Origin of the sequence: Lysinibacillus sp. NPDC097231 (genome assembly GCF_044761885.1) — a bacterium.
Lineage (GTDB): Bacteria > Bacillota > Bacilli > Bacillales_A > Planococcaceae > Lysinibacillus.
In genome coordinates, this window is record NZ_JBIWDH010000030.1 from 1 (window position 1) to 21,366 (window position 21,366).

Consider the following 21,366-nt stretch of genomic DNA (forward strand, 5'->3'; position numbering starts at 1 on the left):
TTTTGGCTACCGAAATGATGCCCATCTTTTCCTCCGTTTACGTTTGGAAACAGGTCATTGATTTTGTCATCCCCAGATTTTGGTGATGAGCCAAATATGTATATCAAAAATCTGGAGTGGCATTCAGATCAGCTACATTAATGGGGAATATATCGGTTGGGAATATCCATTCTTATCGAGAGCTTGAGTTTATGTACCAGCTTGCAAACGCAGGAGATGATGTGAAGTTCTACTATGCAGTTCGAGTAAACGTTGTTCCTGATGATTTAACGGCAGAAGAAATTATTTTTGCAGGTGAGCATGCTGACCAAATTGCTGCAGGACAAGCTGTTCCTGGCATTGCAAACGGTATTTCGGTTGCAGGCACTGGAGTACCTGAAAATTCATCGGATAACTCCCAAAGATCAATATTAACAACAAAGTCTACTAATGCGAATAAAGTATTTATGGAAGGAGACCGTATTTACTTTGCTACAGTCGATAAGTACGGTAATATTTCCCAAGGTGTGCTAGATACAGATGACCAGCAGAAATATATTAAAATTGTAAGAAAGCCTTAAATAGAGTGTAAGATATTCATAAAAGCACCAGTTCTTTTTATAGGACTGGTGTTTTTACATGCATTAACGGGTAGTAGATTTTCTGTACAAAAAGTGAAGTTGATAAAAGACTTCCAACTCAAAATTTAGCGAAAGTAAGAAACCACCTCTTTTCGATAAATATTCAATTTCTAACATAGCCAGGAATAAGACAGTTGCTAAACTAAAATTTGAAAATAATTTTAACTTAATGTATAAACCAAGATCTCTAGAAATACAAACAGCGTATAAAGATTTAATAGAATAGTTAAATAATGGAATATTTTGGAATTACAGAATTTATATATAGGAAAGAATGCGAAAGTCCTGAGGATATGATATTTCTAGTTTTTATTTTAAAATGGGAGAGTTTTTAGCTTTACTATATAGTTTTTCAGGAGGAAGATAATGTTATTGGATCCGGGTTTAGAACCTCTAATCTTATCATTAGGTCTTTTTATTATATCTATTACGTTTAATAGTGTGACTCTTTATTGAGTTAAGACGATAAGTGATTTTTAAAGAATTATTTAAAAGCATTATGATGTACTTATTAAAATTTTTTTCTTAATTTAATATAATATGTCATCGTTAATACTATATTGTTTTATTGAAATATTTTCAGTTTATCAGGGAAGTATATTTTCAATATAGTACCAATGTTTTCCTGAGAATCTACACCTATTTGTAACCCTAATTTTTGGGACAAAATTTTACAAATATACAAACCCATTCCGGTTGATTTAACATAGTTCCTTCCGTTAGTTCCTGTGAATCCTCGATTGAAAATTCTTTCAATATCAGCTGCTGCTATCCCTATACCGTTGTCTGATATTAACAATAAAGTACCGTTCTCGAGCTTCTTTGCAATAAAAGATATTTTTAGTGAACTATGTCGATACTTAATAGCATTATCTATTAACTGTTTTAAGATAAAAACGATCCACTTTGAATCAGATGTGACTTTCAAATCAAGGTTATCCTTATGTATGTTACCATTAGCACGAATAATACTTAGTGATAGTGATTTAATGGCTAAATCAACAACGGTTTCTAGAGTAAATGTTTCAATTCTATAATCCTGATTTAAAGTACTACTTCTTGCATAATATAAAGTTTGTTCAACATAACCTTCAATCTTTAATATTTCTTCTTGTATAAGGATATTTTCAGTCGTTTTATGATTGCTTAAAATTAACTTTAGAGCAGTAATAGGTGTTTTTATTTCATGCACCCATAATTCAATATAATCGTTATAATCACGTTGAGAATTTTTTAGTGAAAAAATACAATCGTTCATGTCTTTTGTTGCTTCTTTCAGGATGTTGTAGAATAGTTTTCCTGAGAAAAAGGGGGGTTCTTCTACAATATCTGCAATATATGTTTTTTCTTTTATTTGTTTTGAAATATTTTTTATCTCATCATAATATTTTTTTAATTGATAGTATTCAATACCTAATGGTATGAAGAAGAAAAAAAGGGAAATTAAATTAATTACTATTACTAAACTTCCATTTTCATTATACAAGTAGAAAATACAAGAAATGATAAGCAATGAAAGAAGGTGAAATAGTATTGATAACTGTTTTTCCTTTAGGAATTCGATTAAATTCATAATTGATAACCTTGTCCTCTCTTAGTTAGTAAGTACCTTTTCAAACCAATGGATTCCAATTTGCGTCTTAACCTCGAAATATTAACATTTAAAGTGTTTTCATCAACGAAATCACCATTCTGCCAAAGTTCATTCATTAATTCATCTCTAGAAACAACATTACCTTTATTCAACATTAGAAGACGAAGAATACATAATTCGTTCTTCGTAAGTTCTATTTCTACTTCGTTATAAATTGCCTTGCTTTTTAAAACTTCCAGAGTCAAATCTTTATACGTAAGAAGAATGCTTTTGGAAATTTCATATGTTCTTTTTAAAACAGATTGAATATGGGCCAAAAGAATTTGTAAATCATAGGGCTTTGTAATAAAGTCATCTGCACCTATTTGAAGACTTAATAGTTCATCGAAGGAAGTATCGCGGCTAGTCACTATAATAATGGGAACTGATGACGACTTACGAATCTCTCGACATACTTGGAAACCGTCTTTAAAAGGAAGGTTGAGGTCTAAAAGTATTAAATGAGGCATGCTTTTCAATGCATCTTCTTCGATGCTTGTAAAATCTTCACTGCTTATGCACTGATATCCATATCTAGATAGGAAATCAAAAAGTTCCTTTCTGATAATGGGATCATCTTCGATTATGAATATTTTCATCATACATTCTCCTCAGTAAAAATTCATTCTTCATGTTAATGATAACTCAATAACTGAATGTAATGCTATAAAATTACCCAATTAGGGGATATTATAGTGTGATATCAGAAAACTTACAAAACGGTAATAAAATGATATAAAGACCGATATTTCATAAATTTGTTTAATGTTAATCTAATAGTAAGTGATGGATAGGTAGTCCATAAAAGGGGGAGTTGGAGATAAGTGAATACAATATTAAGAGTTGAAAATATTGAAAAAGTATATGGGAATAAAGGAAATGTGACACATGCATTAAAAAATATTTCATTTGAGGTGCAAAAAGGTGATTTTATTGCCATCATGGGGCCAAGTGGAAGTGGCAAGTCGACCTTGCTTAATTGTATTTCAACCATAGATACTACAACAGCAGGTCATGTATATATAGATGGTGAAGATATTACAAAATTAAAGGGCAATAAATTATCAAAATTCAGAAGTGAAAAATTGGGGTTTGTTTTTCAGGAATATAATTTACTTGATACATTAACTGCATTTGAAAATGTGTCTTTGGCGTTATCTATAATCAATTATCCAGTAAGTAAAATTGAGTCCGAAGTCGATAGAATTGCCGCTGCATTAGATATAAAAGAAGTATTATACAAGTATCCATATCAAATGTCAGGAGGGCAACAACAACGAATTGCAGCAGCTAGAGCAATTGTAACTAGGCCTACTTTGTTATTAGCAGATGAGCCGACGGGAGCTCTTGATAGTAAGTCTGCAAAAATGTTATTAAAAAATTTAGAAATTTTAAATCAACAACAGGAAGCTACTACTTTAATGGTTACTCATGATGCTTATAATGCTAGTTTTTGTAGAAGAATTATTTTTCTAAAGGATGGTCAAATTTTTAATGAACTCATAAGAGGAAACGATGATCGTAGAACTTTCTTTAATCGGATTATGGAGGTTGTCGCACTGCTAGGAGGAAATATCAATGATGAATTTTAAATTGATATATAAAAATGTGCGCAGAAGTATTAAAGATTATGTTATTTATTTTCTGACTCTTGCTTTAGGTGTTAGCTTATTCTATGCTTTTAATTCAGTTTCATCTCAACCTGCTTTAAATGATTTAAATTATTCAATGGAGGTTTTTGGTGATGCGCTAGTTTTATATATAGGACTATTAACGAAATTTATTGCCATTATTTTTGCTTTCCTTATTATATATGCAAATCAATTTATAATGAAGCGAAGAAAAAAAGAGATGGGTGTCTATATGACATTGGGGATGAGCAAATGGCGGATATCCTCCATTTTTGTGGGTGAGACCTTTTTAGTAGGCTTATTTGCTTTAATTATTGGTCTTTGGCTAGGATTTTTAATGTCACAAGTAATTTCAATACTAGCTTTAAAAATGTTTGTAGGAAATGCTGTTGGATATAAACTATTGTTATCTATAGAAGCTATAAAAGAAACAATATTAAGCTTTTCTATTATTTTCATTATAGTGGCGCTCTTTAACACACGTAATATTATGAATATTAAACTTATCGATTTATTAATTGCAAATCGGAAAAATCAAGAATTAAAAGTACATAACAAATGGGTAACAGGTATTCTTTTCTTATTGGCGATTATTTCTATATTTTTTGGAGTGTTATTGTTATTTAAGTATGGGCTTGATAAGGATTGTCTAACGGGAATAGTATCCCTTCTTGGTGTAGGTATTGTTTTGTTTTATTATACAATTTCTGGCGTGATGATACTTTTAGTCAAAAAAAATAAGAAATTGTATTTTAGAGAGTTAAATTCATTTTTATTTCGACAATTTGGTAGTAAAATGCAAATAAATTTTCTCGTGATGAGTATCTTATGCGCATTACTGACTGCTTCACTTGTCGTACTAGGAACAGGATTTAGTGTTACGAGTTCAATGAATAAACAAGTTACCTCGGCAACTCCATTTGATCTTACAATTGCTCAACCGTATGACGATAACATAGGTATTCTAGAAAGAGCGGAACAAGATGGCATTCCACTTAAAGAAAATCTTAATGATTACGCTGAAATAATGTTATACAATACCGGTTTAACATACGGAGATTTGTTTAAAGGGCAGCAAATAGAACTATCTGACTTAGAACAAGAAATACTTATGTCGCAAGTTACTTTTATAACTGAAACAGATTACAATCAACAACTGGAATTATTAGGGGAAAGGCAGATTCAATTAGAGGAAAACAATTACATTATTAATGCAAGCTATGAACGTTTTATAAAGTATATACAGTATTTCCTCAACAATGTGGGGAAAGTTTCGATAGGAGACAATGAACTAATTCCTGCAGACAAAAATGTATTTGATAATATTATTTACTTAACAAATTCGACAATGGCAAATGATGTAGGGACAATAGTTGTACCAGATGAAATGGGCAGTTTAATGAATTCAGATAGTTTTTTACTAAATGGTATATTTTCCTCGCAAGAAATTGAGGGAAAGGTCTATAAAGTAATGAATAATAAATGGATTGAGAAATCTTTGGATGGAAGCATATATTATGTAACTAAAAGTGTGATACAAGACACATATTTCGGAGTATTTGGTGTAGTAGCTTTCATTTGCAGTTACCTAGGAATAATATTAATGATTGTCACCTTATCAATACTAGCATTACAACAACTAACAGAAACACAAGATAACAAGGAAAGATATATGACGTTATCAAAAATTGGTGCAGATAAAAAAATGATTAACAGGTTGTTATATAGACAAATTGGGTTTTATTTTATTTCACCTTTAATTTTGGCTAGTATATTATCAATATTTACTACTAAAGTCGTGTTGGAGAAATTAGAACCATTTTTTGAAATCTCAATTAAACAAAATATGTTTGTCAGCTTTGGAATTATACTATTACTTTATGCAATATATTTTATTGCGACTTATCAAAGTGCAAAACAAGTAATCGTAGACGGGAGACTTAAATAATGAAGGAGAAGATGAAATGACTGAATTATTAAGAAGTTTAGGATTATCAGAAGGGATTGCTGAAACTATAAAATGGTGGATACCATATCTAAGTTTTATAATGATAATTATTATCTTTACAGTCTTAATTAGAGTTATTCGTAAAAAGAAAAAAAGCTGAGAATGTAATGTTACGATAAAGTACACACGATTTATATAACCATATAGTACCCAGTCTATATTGGATACTATAGTAAGACGTCTCAAAAGTCCTTTGAGGCGTCCTCCTTTTTATAAAACATCCGATTAGATAGAGAAACGCTATTTTATTGAATACCTAATGTTTAATAAACGCAAACTTCATAGAAAAAAGAGGGATTTTTAATACAGCCCCTCTATCATACCCAACCAAACGCTCGAGCAATTGTCGCTGTTAGCCAAGTCACGCCAATAGCAATAACAGTTGGAATTAAAAACGACATAAATGTCCATTTCTTACTCTTTGTTTCCTTATAAATATTGACTAAAGTTGTTCCACAAGGGAAGTGTAGCAGAGAGAACAACATCATATTTAAAGCTGTTAGCCAAGTCCAGCCGTGGTCAATAAACACTTGCTTTAGCTTCGATAAATCTTCAATTTCTAACATAGCTCCTTGCGATAAATACGCCATAATCAGGATAGGAATAACAATTTCATTGGCTGGTAGCCCAAGAATAAAGGCAGCCATAATAAAGCCATCCATTCCAAGAGCCTGACCAAACGGTTCTAAAAAGTTTACAAAGTGCATGAGGATACTCGTATCGCCAATGTAAATATTGGCGAATACCCAAGTTAAAATTGAGGCTGGTGCTGCAACGATCACGGCTCTTTTTAATACATTCCATGCTTTATCAACACTTGCTCTGAAAATCGTATTCCAGAACTTTGGTCTTCGGAATGGTGGAAGCTCTAATGTGTAGTGAGTAGGGACACCCTTTAAAGCTGTTTTAGAAAGAACCCAGGAAACAGATAATGTCACAATGACGCCCAACAGGACAAATCCCATTAAAATGGCCGCTGTTACAAATGTACCTGTTGCACCTGAAAAACCAGTTACCATAAATAATGATGCTAATAAAATAAGTGTTGGCCATCTCCCGTTGCAGGGAACAAAGTTGTTCGTTAAGATAGCTAGCATTCTTTCGCGAGGAGATTCTATAATTCTCGTTGATAGAATAGCAGCAGCATTACAGCCAAAGCCCATCGCCATTGTTAACGATTGCTTCCCGTGACCACCTGCTCGTTTAAATAAGCGGTCCATGTTAAATGCGACGCGTGGTAGATAACCGTAGTTCTCTAGTAAAGCGAAAATCGGGAAGAAGATAGCCATTGGCGGTAACATAACACTAATAACCCAACCTGTACCTCTAAAAAGCCCAAGCACTAAAATACCATGTAGCCATTCTGGTGCGTGTATTGCTTCAAAAAGAATTGTTAGCTTACCTTCTAGATAGCCAAATAAGCTTGCTATCATATCTGATGGTACATTTGCGCCAGCAATAGTAATGTAAAAGACAGCCCCAAGCAAGAGAAGCATAATAGGGAATCCCCACAGGCGGGACGTGAAAATGTCATCTAATTTATCGGATCTGTACATTGCAGAGTTCTGCGATACTACTTTTTTACATAAAGATTTGCTTTTAGTATAAATATCGCTAACGATTTCATCTCGAATATCCTCATTCGAAACTTCTTTTACTTCAGCTAAAATGTCCTTTAATAAACTATGATTTAACACTGACTGGGACCCCATTTGTTATCACCTCGCGCTGTCTATTATTGTTATGATTTTGCAGTTTTAAGATCAATTCCTCATCACCGTCAAGTAAGCGAAGGGCAACCCATCTCGATGGATAGTCATCATTAAAATATCCTTTTAATTTCGGTTCTATCTTCGTAATGGCTTCCTCAATGTCTTTCGAATATGTCATACGATATGGAGTCGTAATAATCTGCCCGTTCACTAATTGACTTAATGTGTCCAGCAATTGATTAATCCCTTTTTTATTTCTTGCTGAAATTTTGACGACAGGGACACCTAACTCACGAGCCAACTTTTTTTCATCAATTCGGATACCCTTTTTTTCAGCTTCATCAATTAAATTGATACAGATAATAACATTATTAGTCATTTCTAATACTTGCAGTGCAAGATTTAAATTTCTTTCCAATGATGTTGCGTCAAGTACAACAATGGTTGCATCTGGTTGGTCAAAGATAATATAATCCCTTGCAACTTCTTCATCTGCTGAATTGGAAAATAGAGAATAGGTACCAGGTAAATCCACGAGTACATATTGTTCACCATTATGCTCAAAAGATCCTTCGGCATGAACAACCGTTTTTCCCGGCCAGTTCCCCGTATGCTGCTTTAATCCTGTTAATGTATTAAATAATGTGCTTTTACCAGTGTTTGGATTTCCTGCTAAGGCTATTTTATTTACTCTCACTTTGTATTCCCCCTCACAATTTCGCCCCAAATTTTAGAGCTTTCATCATTTCGCAATGCAATGGTCGTATTGCTTACTCGATAAGCAACAGGATCTCCTAAAGGACTTTTACGAAGAACAGAGATTTCTGCTCCTTTCACAAAGCCTAAATCTAGTAATCTTCTTCTTAAAGGACCCTCAATTTTAATCTCTTTTATTAAAAAACTATCTCCAAACGAACTTTCAGAAAGTGGTTTTAATGTTTTTTTTATGTGCATTTTTTATTCCTTTCATTAATAATCTTTCCTTATAATTAAAATGTTTCTCTGAGGAAACTTTATTAAAGCATATGCCTTGTTTATGACGATTGTCAATGGTTTTCAGAAATTTTCAGAAATTTTTTAATAAATGCGATAAAATATGGAAATGTGTTCTTTGTGTAAAATTCGGTCATTTGGACCAAAGAATGTTGTAAGAAGGGAAAAATCTTGTAGGGTAAAGTTGTCGATGTAAATGTATGAAATAGTCCGTATTATGATGTATTAATGTAAGTAGGATTTCGTTACAGGTGCCCTTAGAAACTTTATGCAATTACAGAGGATTGAGAGAAGTGGGCAGTTAAATGTACAATAAAAACCCTCTACAAGGTTGCAGAGGGTTAAGATTCTTCTCAGGGTTAATTTCTAACAATCTGGAATGTACCAGATGTAGTCGTTTGAATAAAAAGTCGATTTCCGCTTACTGTGTATTCAGCTGGCGTTCGCTTACCGCGTTCACCGATTTGGGTGATGGAGGAGTTGAATGGTAATTTCTCCATAATGATTTCCATATTCGCCTCGAAAATAACTGGTTCTTTATTTAAAGTTGCTTGGAAATTGATACGATTCCCTTTTTGAGTAATTTGAATATCCATTACACCAGAATCTTCATTAATTAGCGTACTTAGCGGTGGAATAATAACAGTCATGTTGGATTTTGTTGTTAAAACGAAACGTTCTGAGTTATTTTCAGAATCAGCAACATTAATTTTAGCTTTATAGGTATTTCCACTTTTAGTCATAGCCGTAGTTTTACCAGGTACAGCTGCCGTATCCGATAAAATTGGTGTTTTTGTTGCGTTTCCTTTAGTCGGTAGCTTATATTTTCCGTTTACATAGTCTACTAATGTCCAAACATTTGGTACAAGCTGCTGCTGAATAGGTGTTAAAGCTTCAAAAGCTGTTTTAGCTGCCTGTACATCTAGAGCAGTGGACGTTTTAGATGATAAAGCTGCAATAGCATTTTCTACTTCCTTAGCTGCTACCTTATCTTTTGCAACAAGCTGTTCAGCATCAAGTAACAACTGCTCGATTCCAAAAGGTAACGAGATGTTGTTTGAATATTTTCGTAAGACATTAAGCTCGGCTCTAGCCTCAGCTACATCTTTATGGAAGTTAATGCGAGACGAGTTTAACAATTTGATTTTATTGACCACTTTATCGGCAGAAGTATTTGGCAAGATAGAAGACGTCAATATTTTTTGCGTTTGTGCGCTCACAAAGGTTTTTTGTGCAGCATTCAATATATTATACAAATCTCTTGTTTCTAAGACATTTTGATAATAGTTAACAGAAGTAGAGTCAACAGAAGCCAATTTCTCTTCAATTTGTGCTGCAAGCTTACGATATGCGATTCTCGTCTGTTGATGATTTGACAGTGTTGCATAATTCGTCACGTATTGTTTTTCGGTTTCCGTCAATGCATTGTAGGCTTTAAGGGCTGCTTCTAAAGATGTTTGGAATGAAGCGGCTGTATTATTAATATTTGAAATAAGCTGAACAACATTCGCGACATTCGAGTTGTAAGTGTTCGCAACATTGTATATGTAAGCAGTATTTACATGTCCCGTGATATCAGCTGCTGATGCCGATGTAGTAGGCGCACTATAAATAAGCGAAGGAACAGCAACTAGTGCGAGTAATGCTAGTCTATTTTTGTTTTTCATAGTATGGGAAAACCTCCTATTGGAAAAGTTTGATGACGAATCATAGGGATTAATATCTTAAAATGAAATTTTTGTGCAGAAAATGCCAAATGACCTGTCTGAACGAGAATCTATCCCAAGATATGGTGATAAACCAATTTTATCATAGCTTAGGATTTTTTTATGTATATTTTGGGTGAATAGGTAGATAGGGTGTATGATTTTTTATCGATTGTGTGTCTTATGTACTTAAAGTGTAAAAAAACTAGCGGAAATTTAGTGATATAAACAGGTAATGTGTTGGCGAAGGAACAACGACATGCCTGTTTTTTTATTGCTTAAATTGAGTTCGTTTATGAATATTGCTGCAGTTGCAATGAAAGCTCCTCTGACAAATTATTGTTGTAAAGGTTTTGTATATGTCGATTTTCTATAGTTAAGTATGAGGGAATCTGTCGGAAAGACTGGAGTTCTTGTTGAAGAATTAAAGATGACGTTAACAAGAAGAGAGGATGAGTTGAAGAATTATATAAAATCCCATGAAACTTTTAAAAAGATTTAGAAGTAAGGAAGTAACAAAAGTGGTGAAACATTTTCACTAGATAAGGAATGCGTGCCTGCCTTGATTGATCAGACATACTACTGATAATCAGGCTACCCTTTAGAACTAAAAGTAGAAAGAAATTATTTTGAATGGTAAAGCTTATGGCGATTAATATGACGCTTTGAAAATGTAAAGATGTTCATATTTGGAGTAAGTAATTAAAAGAACAAGGTTGAAGGGAACCAGCAAATCGTTTTTCTTCGTCAAATGGATCACGCGCTAAAGTTAGAAGAAGTCGATAATTTCTCAATAAGAAAGTGGAATCACCTTATAAACGGGAAGAAATCTGTGAGTATGGAATTTCTATATGCTTTCGTTAGAAGGAGTGAACAAAGATGAAATTAAAATTTCAAAGAATGATATCTTTTTTTGTGGCAGTCGTTTTGATATTAACGATGATACCCTATCATCCTTTAGAAGTAAGAGCAGCGGATGCGCCAACACTTAATCTTGGTACCCCTGTTAAATTATCTGAAAAAGTCTATCAACTATCAGATGCTGAATTTGATAAATCAGGTGTCGTTAATGAAGTGGGCGGTTACTTTACCGTATCCGTAAATAATGGAGTAACAGCTGTTGGATCTCTTCCGAGCGGTATTACTGAGTTGACTAACGGCATAACAATTAGTGGTGTAGTTACAGATGAATCTACAGAAACCAATAGAGTATTTAATTTTTCAAGTGGAACCACTTATGAAAACATTCAAAATGTGATTCAAAATATGGTATTTACAAGTGATTTAGGAGTGACTCAACATGTTACAGTAACTGTAGTGCCAGGCGCACCATTGGAAAATGGAAAAACATCTATACGTACCTACAATGGACGTCATTTCGTATATGTGGAAAGATTGACTACAATGACTTTTAAAGATGCTGTAGAGATTGCAACGAGTAATAACGGTCATCTCGTAGAGCCTGCGAAAGATAAACCTGCGGAAATGTTAGATATCACCAAATTGTTTAAAGAATTTGCTACAAGCCCGTATAAAGACAACTGGAATTTTATTAGCTTTATAGGAGCGACTAAAACAACAGCACAAAATTGGGACAGTCCTAAAGGTACCAATACAAAGTATATATCAAACGGCGAGCTAACAGGTCTTGAGTCGACAAGCAACTATGTGTCTAATGGAGGCTATTCACATCTTACACTTCTATTAGACGAAATTAATAACAAAATAGGTTATTTAGGCGTTGAGAATACACATGGTGGCTCTAGTTCGTATAAAGATCCGGGGGTTATTGTCGAGTATAATTCAGGGGCCATTGAAATCATCACTGCTACTAAAGATTTAATACTTGTTGATAAAACAGCACTTAGCAATAAAATCACAGAAGTAGAAGATTTAACAAAAACAGACTACACGCCAAACAGCTGGACAGCATTACAAAACGAATTAGAAGCAGCGCTGGCTGTTTTCGATAACCCAAATGCCGAACAAGCAGAAGTTGATGCAGCATTAACGGCTTTAAATAATGCTAGACAAGCATTGCAACCATTTGAAGTAAAAACACCAGGCGGAATTGATTCAAATAAACTATCTTTATGGGTAAAAGCAGACAGTACAGCTACTGATGAAAATGTAACCGCATGGAAAGATGAAACAAATTCTAATCAATTTACAGCACAAGGAACACCAAAAATAGCACCTTCCAGCGTTAACTTTAATCCTTCTGTAACATTTGATGGTTACAGCTATTTTGAGGGTAAAACAAGCATCAAAATGGCAGAGGCATTTACTGTTGCAATGTGGAACGGGAATAAAAATGGTCCAACTGCGCAGAACACGAAAGGCACAATTATTTCAAGCATTGAAAGAAAAGTACCAGGGGATAATGCAATGTACTTTTTCTGGAACAAGAGCGATGAAAATAAGTTGTATGCAGGGGCATCACCATATAATTTAGTTCCTTCTCCAGTAGACAATGTCTATAATTTATGGAATGCTGCGCAAAGTGTCTATGAAAAGGATGGCGGCAGTATCGGCGGAACAGTGGGTAATAATCCAACCTTTACTGGGACTCCGCAAATTGGTAAGAGGAACAACTTTACGGGAGATACTGGTGTAGCTAACATTAACGGTAATATTGCTGAAATTATTACTTTAAATGGAAAAGCAGATGCTACTGAACGAAGCAAGGTAGATAGTTATTTAGCATTGAAGTATGGTATTACACTGAATAATGGTGCGAGCAATTACGTGGACACTAACAACAGCACAGTATGGACGATAGATACTACTTATAAAAACAATATAGCAGGTATTGCTCGTGATGATGCAGAAGGCTTATATCAAAAGCAAAGTCATAGTATCAATGCAGAAACACAGGTAGTGATTGGACTAGACACACTGGTCGATACGAATGCAGCGAATAACGGTACACTAACAGATAGGCAATACTTAGTCTGGGGCGACAATAACGCAACGTTAAAATTTACGAAGCAAATTGGCACTACAGATAAGAACCATAGTGAACGCATTTGGAAAGTGCAAAATACGGGTGACGTTGGCGAAGTAAATATTGCAATTCCTAAAAATACAGTTCCAATTAATCCAACTTTATTAGTTGGGGATAGCGATACTGACTTAACTAATGCTACACCATATACAATGGCAGAGGCCACATTTGCAGGTGATACGTATTATGTGGCAAAAGTATCGTTAACAAATGGACAATTCTTCACGTTTGCAGCGGATGTACCTGTACCACAAAGTGTAAAAGTAGAAGAAATCACAACAAATCAAAATCAAATTGTTGTTACCTTTGACAAAGCTGTTGAGTTAACAGCATCAAAAACAGCTGGATTTACTGTTACAGTTGAGGGTATACCTGTAACACTTACTGATGCAGATTTTAAAGTTGACCCAGCAGATTCTACAAAATTACTGATTACGTTACCATCAGGAATAGACATTACTGGTAAATCCGTAAAAGTCGAGTATAACGGACAAGGCAACTTAACGGGTACGAATAAGGTTCCAGTGAATGCATTCGATAAAGATATAACACTTGTTGATAAAACAAAACTACAACAAAAAGTAGATGAAGAAGGAACATTAACAGAAGGAAATTACACCCCAGCAAGTTGGAGTAAATATCAAGAAGAGTTAGTGAAAGCGCAAGCTGTATTAACGAGTCCAACGGCTACACAAGAAGAAGTAGATACAGCCTTAGCAGCATTAACAGCGGCACAGGGTTCGTTAAATCCGACATCACCAGTAGTAGATAAAACAAAACTACAACAAAAGGTAGATGAAGAAGGAACATTAACAGAAGAAAACTACACCCCAGCAAGTTGGAGTAAATATCAAGAAGAGTTAGTGAAAGCGCAAGCCGTATTAACGAGTCCAATGGCTACACAAGAAGAAGTAGATACAGCCTTAGCAGCATTAACAGCAGCACAGGGTTCATTAGTTCCAACATCACCAGTAGTAGACAAAACAAAGCTACAACAAAAAGTAGATGAAGAAGGAACATTAACAGAAGGAAATTACACCCCAGCAAGTTGGAGTAAATATCAAGAAGAGTTAGTGAAAGCGCAAGCCGTATTAACGGATCCAGCTGCCACACAAGAAGAAGTAGATGAAGCCTTAGCAGCATTAACAGCGGCACAGGGTGCGTTAGTTCCAACATCACCAGTAGTAGATAAAACAAAGCTACAACAAAAAGTAGATGAAGAAGGAACACTAACAGAAGGAAACTACACTCCAGCAAGTTGGAATAAATATCAAGAAGAGTTAGTGAAAGCGCAAGCCGTATTAACGGATCCAGCTGCCACACAAGAAGAAGTAGATGAAGCCTTAGCAGCATTAACAGCGGCACAGGGTGCGTTAGTTCCAACATCACCAGTAGTAGATAAAACAAAGCTACAACAAAAAGTAGATGAAGAAGGAACACTAACAGAAGGAAACTACACTCCAGCAAGTTGGAATAAATATCAAGAAGAGTTAGTGAAAGCGCAAGCCGTATTAACGGATCCAGCTGCCACACAAGAAGAAGTAGATGAGGCATTAGCAACATTAACAGCGACTCAAAATGCACTTGTTAAGAAACCTACGGCACCAACATCAGGTCTAGGCTCACTGATTCCGTCAACAGGTGCATTAAATCCAAGCTTCTCATCAGAAGTGACAAATTATACAATGAACGTTGGTTATGCAACATCACAACTATCATTCTTGGCAACACCAAGCAATCCAGGTGCCACTGTGACGATGACAGTGAATGGACAAGTTGTGACAAATGGTCTTGTCCCACTCCAAATTGGTGCGAATACCGTGGTTATTACAGTTCAAGATGGTACAGGAGTCAAGCAATATACGATTACAGTTTATCGTGCCGCTGATAGCTCAAATGGTTCAGGGGGTGGAGGTACGTGGACCCCAGCTCCAACACCAACACCGCCAACAACGACTGAAACTGGTACAACAACAACGAAAATCCAAGTGGCATTAGAAATTGATGGCAACAACCCACTAGAAAAAACAACGGTGGAAATTGAGCGCACAAAGCATGCCAATGGTGAAATCACAGATTTCGTAGCTTTAACAGAAGTGAATGCGAGGGAAGCTGTAGAAAAAGCGAAACAAATTGGCAATAACATTGTTCGTATTGTCATTCCAGATATCAATGATGAAGTAGATAAAGTAACGGTAGAAATTCCGAAGCAATCTCTACAATTATTACGTGACAATGGTTTATCATTAGAAATTGCGACAGAGAATGGACTGATTGCAATTCCACTCAGCTCGATGGACGGCGTGAATGATAACTTCTACTTCCGCCTAGTACCTGTCAAGAAGGAAAGTGAGCGTAAGGCAATCGAAGAACGCGCTAGAGTGGAAAAGGTTGTCCGTGAGACACTTCAAAGCAATGATGTACGTGTGGTAGCTCGTCCAATGACGATTGAAACAAATATGCCAAGTCGTCCTGTACAAGTGACACTACCATTAAGAGGCGTGAAGGTGCCATCAGCGGCAGCGGAGCGTCAAGAATTCTTAAAGCAACTAGCGGTGTTTATTGAACATTCAGATGGCGAGAAAAAAGTGGTATTCCCTGAAGTCGTGACAATGGCGAACGGTGAGCTTGGTCTACGCTTCACAGTGGAGAAGTTTAGTACATTTACAATTATCCAATTCGAGAACACAACGGTTGACGGAGAACACGAAGCGTATATTAAAGGCTTCCAAGACGGCACTTTTGGTCCAGAGAAAAATGTAACACGTGCACAAGTAGCCATAATGATGGCTCGTATTTTAGGATATACAGAAGGACAAACAGTGAACAAAGCACCATTTAAGGACGTGGCAAAAGATCATAGTGTTGCAGGAGCGATTGCCTTTGTCAAAGAACAAGGCATTATGTATGGTGATGAACATGGAAACTTCCATGCAAGCCAAAATATCACGCGTGCTGAAATGGCGGCCGTGGTGGCCAACTACAAGCAGCTTTCTGTAGAGCAAGGTGGCATCACGTTTAAGGATACAAAAGGCCATTGGGCACAATGGATTATTGAAGCGAATCGCGCGGCAGGCATCATTAACGGTCTTCAGGACGGTAGCTTTGGACCAAATGCGTACCTAACTCGCGCGCAAGCCGTTGTAATGATGAACCGTATGTTTGAACGTGGTCCATTAAACGGCGTGGCAACACCAAGTTTCACAGATGTGAAAGCAACACACTGGGCATTCAAGGAAATTGAGGAAGCGGCAAAATCACATTCGTACTTTATCGACGAAAATGATAATGAGCAGCTTTTAAAATAACAAATAGCAAAGCAGGCTAGGGAAATCCTTAGCCTGCTTTTTAAATAGAGATGGATAGAACCTTCAAAGTGGCGGATAGAATCTTCGAACTGAGGGATTAGAATGTCCGAAATGAAGGAAAGATCCATCAAACTAACGGATAGAACCCTCAAACAAGGGGTAGAGTTTGTTATAATGATTCAAAGAAGAGAGTGGGGGTGTTTGATTTGCAGAAAAACTGGCAGAAGGTAGTTGTGGAAAAGTTAGCATCAGCTGTTAACCCAGCCTTTGTTATTGTTTTTGGTTCATATGCGCAGGGTTTGGCACGGGGAGATAGTGATTTAGATATTGCGTATTTTGCAGAAAAACAGCTTCCGGCTTATGAACGTTTTTTATTAGCAGGAGAGATTGCATCGTCTTGTAATGTAGATGTTGATTTGGTTGATATTAAAACTGTTGATACGGTGTTTGCAGCACAAATTTTCTCAAGCGGTATTGTCATTGATCTCCAAGATGAAAACACCTTTGTCAAAGAACGTATGAAGGCCCTATCAATGTATGTGACGTTAAATGAACAACGTGCGGAAACTCTGAAGGCAATTGAAGAAAGAGGTAGTGTCTATGGTGAATAATGACGTTGTTTTAACGAATTTCCTGAAAGAATTCTCCTTCCTCAAGCGTGTGCAGGGTGATAGCCCAACGGTAGGTGGGAGATGAATTTCAGTTTAGCGTAGCCAAAAAAGCACTTATTTGTGCTTTTTATTTCGCCCATGATATAATCAGTCTTATAAAGTATAAAGGTTGGTATATCAATGAAATTAGATAGTAATAATCATTCAGTATTCTTATTGTGTTATCATCTTGTATTGGTTGTTAAGTACAGAAGAAATGTGTTTGATGATGATATGTCAGACTATGCAAAAGACATGTTTGTACGATTATCTGAGAATTACAATATAACATTGATAGAGTGGAATCATGATGTTGACCATGTACATATCTTGTTCAAGGCACATCCTAATACTGAATTGACAAAATTCATTAATGCTTTCAAGAGTGCAAGTTCTCGACTGATAAAAAAAGACTTTCCACAAGTAAAAACTAAACTTTGGAAAGAGATGTTTTGGTCAAGAAGTTTTTGTTTACTAACTACTGGTGGCTCACCAATCGAGGTAGTAAAGGAATATATTGAAAATCAAGGTGAAAAGTGAGGTGAAATGATATGACAAAGCATAATAAAGCATATAAATTTCGTTTGTATCCAACAGAAGAACAAGCATATCTGATGCATAAAACCTTCGGGTGTGTACGCTTCGTGTATAACAAAATGTTGGCTGAACGTAAAGAAGTGTATGAGAAATATAAAGGTGATAAGGAACAGTTAAATAAACAAAAGTTTCCAACGCCAGCAAAGTACAAAGCAGAGTTTGAATGGTTAAAAGAAGTTGATTCATTAGCTTTGGCAAATGCTCAACTAAACTTGCAAACTGCCTATAAAAAATTCTTTAGTGGTCAAAATGATTTCCCAACATTCAAAAGTAAAAAAGATAGAAATTCTTATACAACGAATGTCGTAAACGGAAATATTACATTGCTAAATGGTCATATCAAATTACCAAAACTGAAAATGGTACGTATCAAACAACATAGAGAAATACCACAAAACCATATTATAAAATCATGTACGATCTCCATGACACCTACTGGTAAATACTATGTGTCCATCTTGACTGAATACGAAAAAGAAATTGTGCAAAAAGAAGTAGAAACAGTTGTTGGATTAGACTTTGCAATGGATGGATTATATGTTAGTTCAGAGGATGAGAAAGCCAATTATCCTAAGTTCTATCGTAAAATGTTAGACCAATTAGCAAAGGAACAACGAATATTATCAAGACGTACTAAAGGCTCAGAACGTTGGAACAAACAACGTATTCGTGTAGCTAAGTTACATGAGAAAATAGCGAATCAACGTAAGAACTTCCTTCATCATAAGTCTAAAGAGTTAGTTGCCAATTTCGATGTAGTAGCTATTGAAGACCTAAACATGAAAGGGATGTCCCAAGCACTAAACTTTGGAAAGAGTGTCGCTGACAATGGTTGGGGCATGTTCATTTCTTTTTTAGCTTATAAACTACAAGAGCAAGGCAAACAGCTTATGAAAATAGACAAATGGTTTCCTTCTACAAAAACATGTAGCAGTTGTGGAAGGGTGAAAGATATATCATTGTCTGAACGTGTATATTCTTGTATATGCGGTGTACATCTCGATAGAGATTATAACTCAGCTATTAATATCAAAAATGAAGCAATACGCTTATTAGCGTTGGTATAAATGACAGTAAAAAACCTTTGGAACAAGGGAGTTAGCTCGGCTGTCTTAGGACTAATTCGTTAGCTATCAAAAGTAATGACTAACCGAGAAGCCCCCACTTCAAGTAAGCTCATAAGAGCTACTAAGTGGTGGGTAGTTCACGGCCTATACAGCAGCAATATTGCTTATATAACGAAGAGACAACTGGCTATAGAGATTTATGCCTGTTGTTTTTAGTTTGTAAAAACCGATAGAATCGCCGAACTGACGGATAGAATCCTCAAAACGACGGATAGCCCTCGAAAATCGCCTTAACCTTATTTTTTAGGAATCGGGAATGAAATGGTCGTGCCTTGTCCAACCACACTTTCTATGGTTAATTCCACGCCAAATAGTTGGTTGAGACGCTGTTCGGTATTGACGAGACCCACGCTTGTTTTTTCTTTTGGATCAGTGTTATCAAAGCCAACGCCATTATCGGAAATGGTTATGTTAAAGTGTTGCTCAGTCTCTACAATGCGAATTGTCACGGTTCCGCCTCCGCGTTGAGGTAAAATGCCATGTTGGACAGCGTTTTCGTCAAGTGTCTGTATGGACAGTGGCGGGATGGATAACTCTATATTTTCAGGAATGTCCCATATTACTTGAACTCTATCACCAAAGCGTATTTGCTCGATGGCTATGTAGGAGCGAACGAGCTTTAATTCATAGTCGATTGGTACGACTAAATCGGCATTTTGGAAATCGAAGCTCATTTGTAGATAGTTACTAAAGGCTAGCAGTAACTCCTCCATTTGTGTATCATCTACACCATGCAGAGATATAATCGAGCTAAGTGTATTAAAGAAAAAGTGAGGCTGAATTTGTGCTTGTAGCCATGCTGCCTCGATGCGCAGACGTTCCTCACTAGATTGCTTTACACGAACGAGCGCATTGACCCTAGATTTAAGCTCCACATATTCCATTGGCTTTTTAACATAGTCATTAGCCCCGCTTAAGAAGGCAATTTGTATATCCTCTCTTTGCTGTCGAGCCGTTAAGAATAGTATTGGTAGCTCGGAAATAGAGAATTGCTCTCGAATCCGTTTCGCTAATTCATAGCCTGACATATGCGGCATCATAATGTCAGAAATGACTTAATCAAAGTTGCCTTCCTGTAGTTTTTCTAAAGCCTCCGCTCCACTTAATGCCGTTTCAATGTCGTAAGGCTCAGTAGATAGTACATTGGTAAGTACCTGCAAGTTCACAGCGTCATCATCAACAATTAGTAACCGCGAATGACTAGTCACGAGGGAACCCTTTTCGGTAGCAGTAATTTCACCTTCAAATTTGGAAAGATTGCTTAGTAATGAAGCGTACTTTGAAAGAGAAGCGTCATTCTCAACGTTTAACTTGGTTTCATTTACCGCGAGATCTTTAGCTATCGGTAGCGAGAAAGTAAATGTCGAGCCTTTGCCAACAGTAGATGACAGCGACATTATGCCTCCATGTAAGGTAACGAGTTCCTGGCAAATACTTAAACCTAGTCCTAGTCCACCACCCATTGACGTCATGCTCGAATCAATTTGCTCATAGGGCTCAAATATTTTTTCTTGCATATATTTATCAATGCCTATACCTGTATCTGTTACCGAGATATACATTTTTTTTCAACCATTTCGGCGTCTATTGTAATGGACCCTTTTTCAGTAAATTTAATAGCATTATGAATTAAGTTTGTAAAGATTTGAATAAGCCGAGTTTCGTCTGCTAAGACAGGAGGTAAATCTTTAGAAATGTTTATGATTAGCTCTACAGGCTTTCCTTTTAGCATAAAAAGAAACATGTTTTTTACACCACTTGCCAGATTATAGACATTAATGGGCTTTGGCTGTAAGCGAAGTGTTTTTTCTTTTAGCTGTACTAAATCAAGCAAATCATCCAGCATGTATGACATATGATTCCCGATTGTCAGAAGCAGCTTTAAATCGTCATTATTCTTCTCTTCAAGATGTTGATCCTGCTTGACCAAGAGTGTTTGTGCAATACTCATCATGCCATGCAGTGGATTGCGAAGCTCATGAGAGGTATTCGCAAGAAAATCGTCCTTAGTATGAATCTCTTTTTGCAGCTTCACCGAGAGCCTTTCAGTTTGCAACGTCGTTTGGAAATATTGAGTAAACCAGTAAGCTGATAGAGCCGTGATCCCTATTAGTAAGTCAAATGGGTAATGGCTATAAGGTAATGTAGAACTTTGTCGTAAGGAAAAGAATAACGAATTAGTTGCTACAGCAGTGCCTGTTAATAATAAAAATACAACGCCCTTTTGCCCTTTAATTACTATTATCAGCATGAAGATGGTTATAATGATAGGAGAAACAATAAAAAGTATTGTGAATAATTTTAGTACTAAAAATATACTCGATAGGAGCTAGTACTATAAATATTAAATAAGCTATACATAGCATTGGAACAA

Annotated in this window: 17 protein-coding genes; 8 read left to right on the top strand and 9 right to left on the bottom strand. The window is 35.8% G+C overall.

Translation table 11 applies throughout. The annotated features are described in order from the left end of the window. Positions 1–116: 116 nt before the first annotated feature. A complete protein-coding gene (locus ACIQXF_RS16650; protein ID WP_402784816.1) occupies positions 117–560 on the top strand; it encodes a hypothetical protein in 444 nt (147 codons plus the stop codon). Positions 561–1,185: 625 nt separating this feature from the next. On the opposite strand, the gene ACIQXF_RS16655 is transcribed toward ACIQXF_RS16650, so the two are convergent. After that, positions 1,186–2,193, bottom strand: a complete 1,008-nt coding sequence (locus ACIQXF_RS16655) for a sensor histidine kinase (RefSeq protein ID WP_402784819.1) — start codon at positions 2,191–2,193, stop codon at positions 1,186–1,188. Next, the gene (locus ACIQXF_RS16660) at positions 2,190–2,852 is read right to left on the bottom strand and encodes a response regulator transcription factor (protein ID WP_402784930.1); all 663 of its coding nucleotides are present in this window, start codon (positions 2,850–2,852) and stop codon (positions 2,190–2,192) included. Before ACIQXF_RS16660 ends, ACIQXF_RS16655 begins: the two co-directional genes overlap by 4 nt. A 225-nt stretch (positions 2,853–3,077) precedes the next feature. On the opposite strand from ACIQXF_RS16660, the gene ACIQXF_RS16665 reads away from it, so the two are divergent. From ACIQXF_RS16665 to ACIQXF_RS16675, 3 genes are read left to right on the top strand one after another with little or no spacing between them, the layout of a single operon-like run. Then, complete coding sequence (locus ACIQXF_RS16665; protein ID WP_402784822.1) at positions 3,078–3,845, top strand: ABC transporter ATP-binding protein; 768 nt, start codon at positions 3,078–3,080, stop codon at positions 3,843–3,845. After that, positions 3,832–5,832: an FtsX-like permease family protein gene (locus ACIQXF_RS16670; RefSeq protein ID WP_402784825.1), complete on the top strand. Its 2,001-nt coding sequence runs from the start codon at positions 3,832–3,834 to the stop codon at positions 5,830–5,832. Before ACIQXF_RS16665 ends, ACIQXF_RS16670 begins: the two co-directional genes overlap by 14 nt. A gap of 16 nt (positions 5,833–5,848) precedes the next feature. Next, positions 5,849–5,992, top strand: coding sequence for a hypothetical protein (locus tag ACIQXF_RS16675; protein WP_402784828.1), 144 nt, complete (start codon positions 5,849–5,851; stop codon positions 5,990–5,992). Between the two features lie 217 nt (positions 5,993–6,209). Here the strand turns inward: ACIQXF_RS16675 and ACIQXF_RS16680 are convergent, their stop codons facing one another. The 4 genes from ACIQXF_RS16680 to ACIQXF_RS16695 form a co-directional block, all read right to left on the bottom strand. Continuing rightward, the gene (locus tag ACIQXF_RS16680; RefSeq protein ID WP_402784831.1) at positions 6,210–7,604 is read right to left on the bottom strand and encodes a nucleoside recognition domain-containing protein; all 1,395 of its coding nucleotides are present in this window, start codon (positions 7,602–7,604) and stop codon (positions 6,210–6,212) included. Next, complete coding sequence (locus ACIQXF_RS16685) at positions 7,576–8,301, bottom strand: FeoB small GTPase domain-containing protein (protein WP_402784834.1); 726 nt, start codon at positions 8,299–8,301, stop codon at positions 7,576–7,578. The genes ACIQXF_RS16680 and ACIQXF_RS16685 overlap by 29 nt, the downstream gene beginning before the upstream one ends. Then, complete coding sequence (locus tag ACIQXF_RS16690; protein WP_402784837.1) at positions 8,298–8,558, bottom strand: FeoA family protein; 261 nt, start codon at positions 8,556–8,558, stop codon at positions 8,298–8,300. Before ACIQXF_RS16690 ends, ACIQXF_RS16685 begins: the two co-directional genes overlap by 4 nt. Positions 8,559–8,956: 398 nt before the next feature. Then, entirely contained in the window at positions 8,957–10,264 is a 1,308-nt protein-coding gene (locus tag ACIQXF_RS16695) for a hypothetical protein (RefSeq protein ID WP_402784840.1), read from the bottom strand. 918 nt (positions 10,265–11,182) lie between these two features. Here ACIQXF_RS16695 and ACIQXF_RS16700 point away from each other — a divergent pair. The 4 genes from ACIQXF_RS16700 to ACIQXF_RS16715 all read left to right on the top strand — a co-directional run bounded on the left by ACIQXF_RS16700 (position 11,183) and on the right by ACIQXF_RS16715 (position 18,932). Next, a complete protein-coding gene (locus ACIQXF_RS16700; RefSeq protein ID WP_402784843.1) occupies positions 11,183–16,618 on the top strand; it encodes a DUF8202 domain-containing protein in 5,436 nt (1,811 codons plus the stop codon). A 197-nt stretch (positions 16,619–16,815) separates the two neighbouring features. Further along, positions 16,816–17,229, top strand: a complete 414-nt coding sequence (gene mntA, locus ACIQXF_RS16705) for a type VII toxin-antitoxin system MntA family adenylyltransferase antitoxin (protein ID WP_402784932.1) — start codon at positions 16,816–16,818, stop codon at positions 17,227–17,229. A 180-nt stretch (positions 17,230–17,409) separates the two neighbouring features. Further along, on the top strand, positions 17,410–17,808 hold the full coding sequence (gene tnpA / locus ACIQXF_RS16710) for an IS200/IS605 family transposase (RefSeq protein WP_402784846.1): 399 nt from the start codon (positions 17,410–17,412) through the stop codon (positions 17,806–17,808). Between the two features lie 11 nt (positions 17,809–17,819). After that, positions 17,820–18,932: an RNA-guided endonuclease TnpB family protein gene (locus ACIQXF_RS16715; RefSeq protein ID WP_402784849.1), complete on the top strand. Its 1,113-nt coding sequence runs from the start codon at positions 17,820–17,822 to the stop codon at positions 18,930–18,932. 296 nt (positions 18,933–19,228) lie between these two features. On the opposite strand, the gene ACIQXF_RS16720 is transcribed toward ACIQXF_RS16715, so the two are convergent. From ACIQXF_RS16720 to ACIQXF_RS16730, 3 genes are read right to left on the bottom strand one after another with little or no spacing between them, the layout of a single operon-like run. After that, positions 19,229–20,044 (bottom strand): histidine kinase, encoded by an 816-nt coding sequence (locus ACIQXF_RS16720; protein WP_402784934.1) that lies wholly within the window; start codon positions 20,042–20,044, stop codon positions 19,229–19,231. Between the two features lie 3 nt (positions 20,045–20,047). Continuing rightward, a complete protein-coding gene (locus tag ACIQXF_RS16725; RefSeq protein ID WP_402784852.1) occupies positions 20,048–20,554 on the bottom strand; it encodes an ATP-binding protein in 507 nt (168 codons plus the stop codon). Beyond that, positions 20,539–21,243, bottom strand: coding sequence for a sensor histidine kinase (locus ACIQXF_RS16730; protein ID WP_402784854.1), 705 nt, complete (start codon positions 21,241–21,243; stop codon positions 20,539–20,541). Before ACIQXF_RS16730 ends, ACIQXF_RS16725 begins: the two co-directional genes overlap by 16 nt. Positions 21,244–21,366: the final 123 nt, after the last annotated feature.

Excerpts from the sequence above, each read along its gene's own strand:
- tnpA (WP_402784846.1), top strand. The coding sequence starts at position 17,410 with ATGAAATTAGATAGTAATAATCATTCAGTATTCTTATTGTGTTATCAT.
- ACIQXF_RS16730 (WP_402784854.1), bottom strand. The coding sequence starts at position 21,243 with ATGCTGATAATAGTAATTAAAGGGCAAAAGGGCGTTGTATTTTTATTA.
- ACIQXF_RS16655 (WP_402784819.1), bottom strand. The coding sequence starts at position 2,193 with ATGAATTTAATCGAATTCCTAAAGGAAAAACAGTTATCAATACTATTT.
- ACIQXF_RS16670 (WP_402784825.1), top strand. The coding sequence starts at position 3,832 with ATGATGAATTTTAAATTGATATATAAAAATGTGCGCAGAAGTATTAAA.
- ACIQXF_RS16715 (WP_402784849.1), top strand. The coding sequence starts at position 17,820 with ATGACAAAGCATAATAAAGCATATAAATTTCGTTTGTATCCAACAGAA.
- ACIQXF_RS16675 (WP_402784828.1), top strand. The coding sequence starts at position 5,849 with ATGACTGAATTATTAAGAAGTTTAGGATTATCAGAAGGGATTGCTGAA.
- ACIQXF_RS16660 (WP_402784930.1), bottom strand. The coding sequence starts at position 2,852 with ATGAAAATATTCATAATCGAAGATGATCCCATTATCAGAAAGGAACTT.
- ACIQXF_RS16680 (WP_402784831.1), bottom strand. The coding sequence starts at position 7,604 with ATGGGGTCCCAGTCAGTGTTAAATCATAGTTTATTAAAGGACATTTTA.
- ACIQXF_RS16725 (WP_402784852.1), bottom strand. The coding sequence starts at position 20,554 with ATGTATATCTCGGTAACAGATACAGGTATAGGCATTGATAAATATATG.
- ACIQXF_RS16700 (WP_402784843.1), top strand. The coding sequence starts at position 11,183 with ATGAAATTAAAATTTCAAAGAATGATATCTTTTTTTGTGGCAGTCGTT.
- ACIQXF_RS16690 (WP_402784837.1), bottom strand. The coding sequence starts at position 8,558 with ATGCACATAAAAAAAACATTAAAACCACTTTCTGAAAGTTCGTTTGGA.
- ACIQXF_RS16695 (WP_402784840.1), bottom strand. The coding sequence starts at position 10,264 with ATGAAAAACAAAAATAGACTAGCATTACTCGCACTAGTTGCTGTTCCT.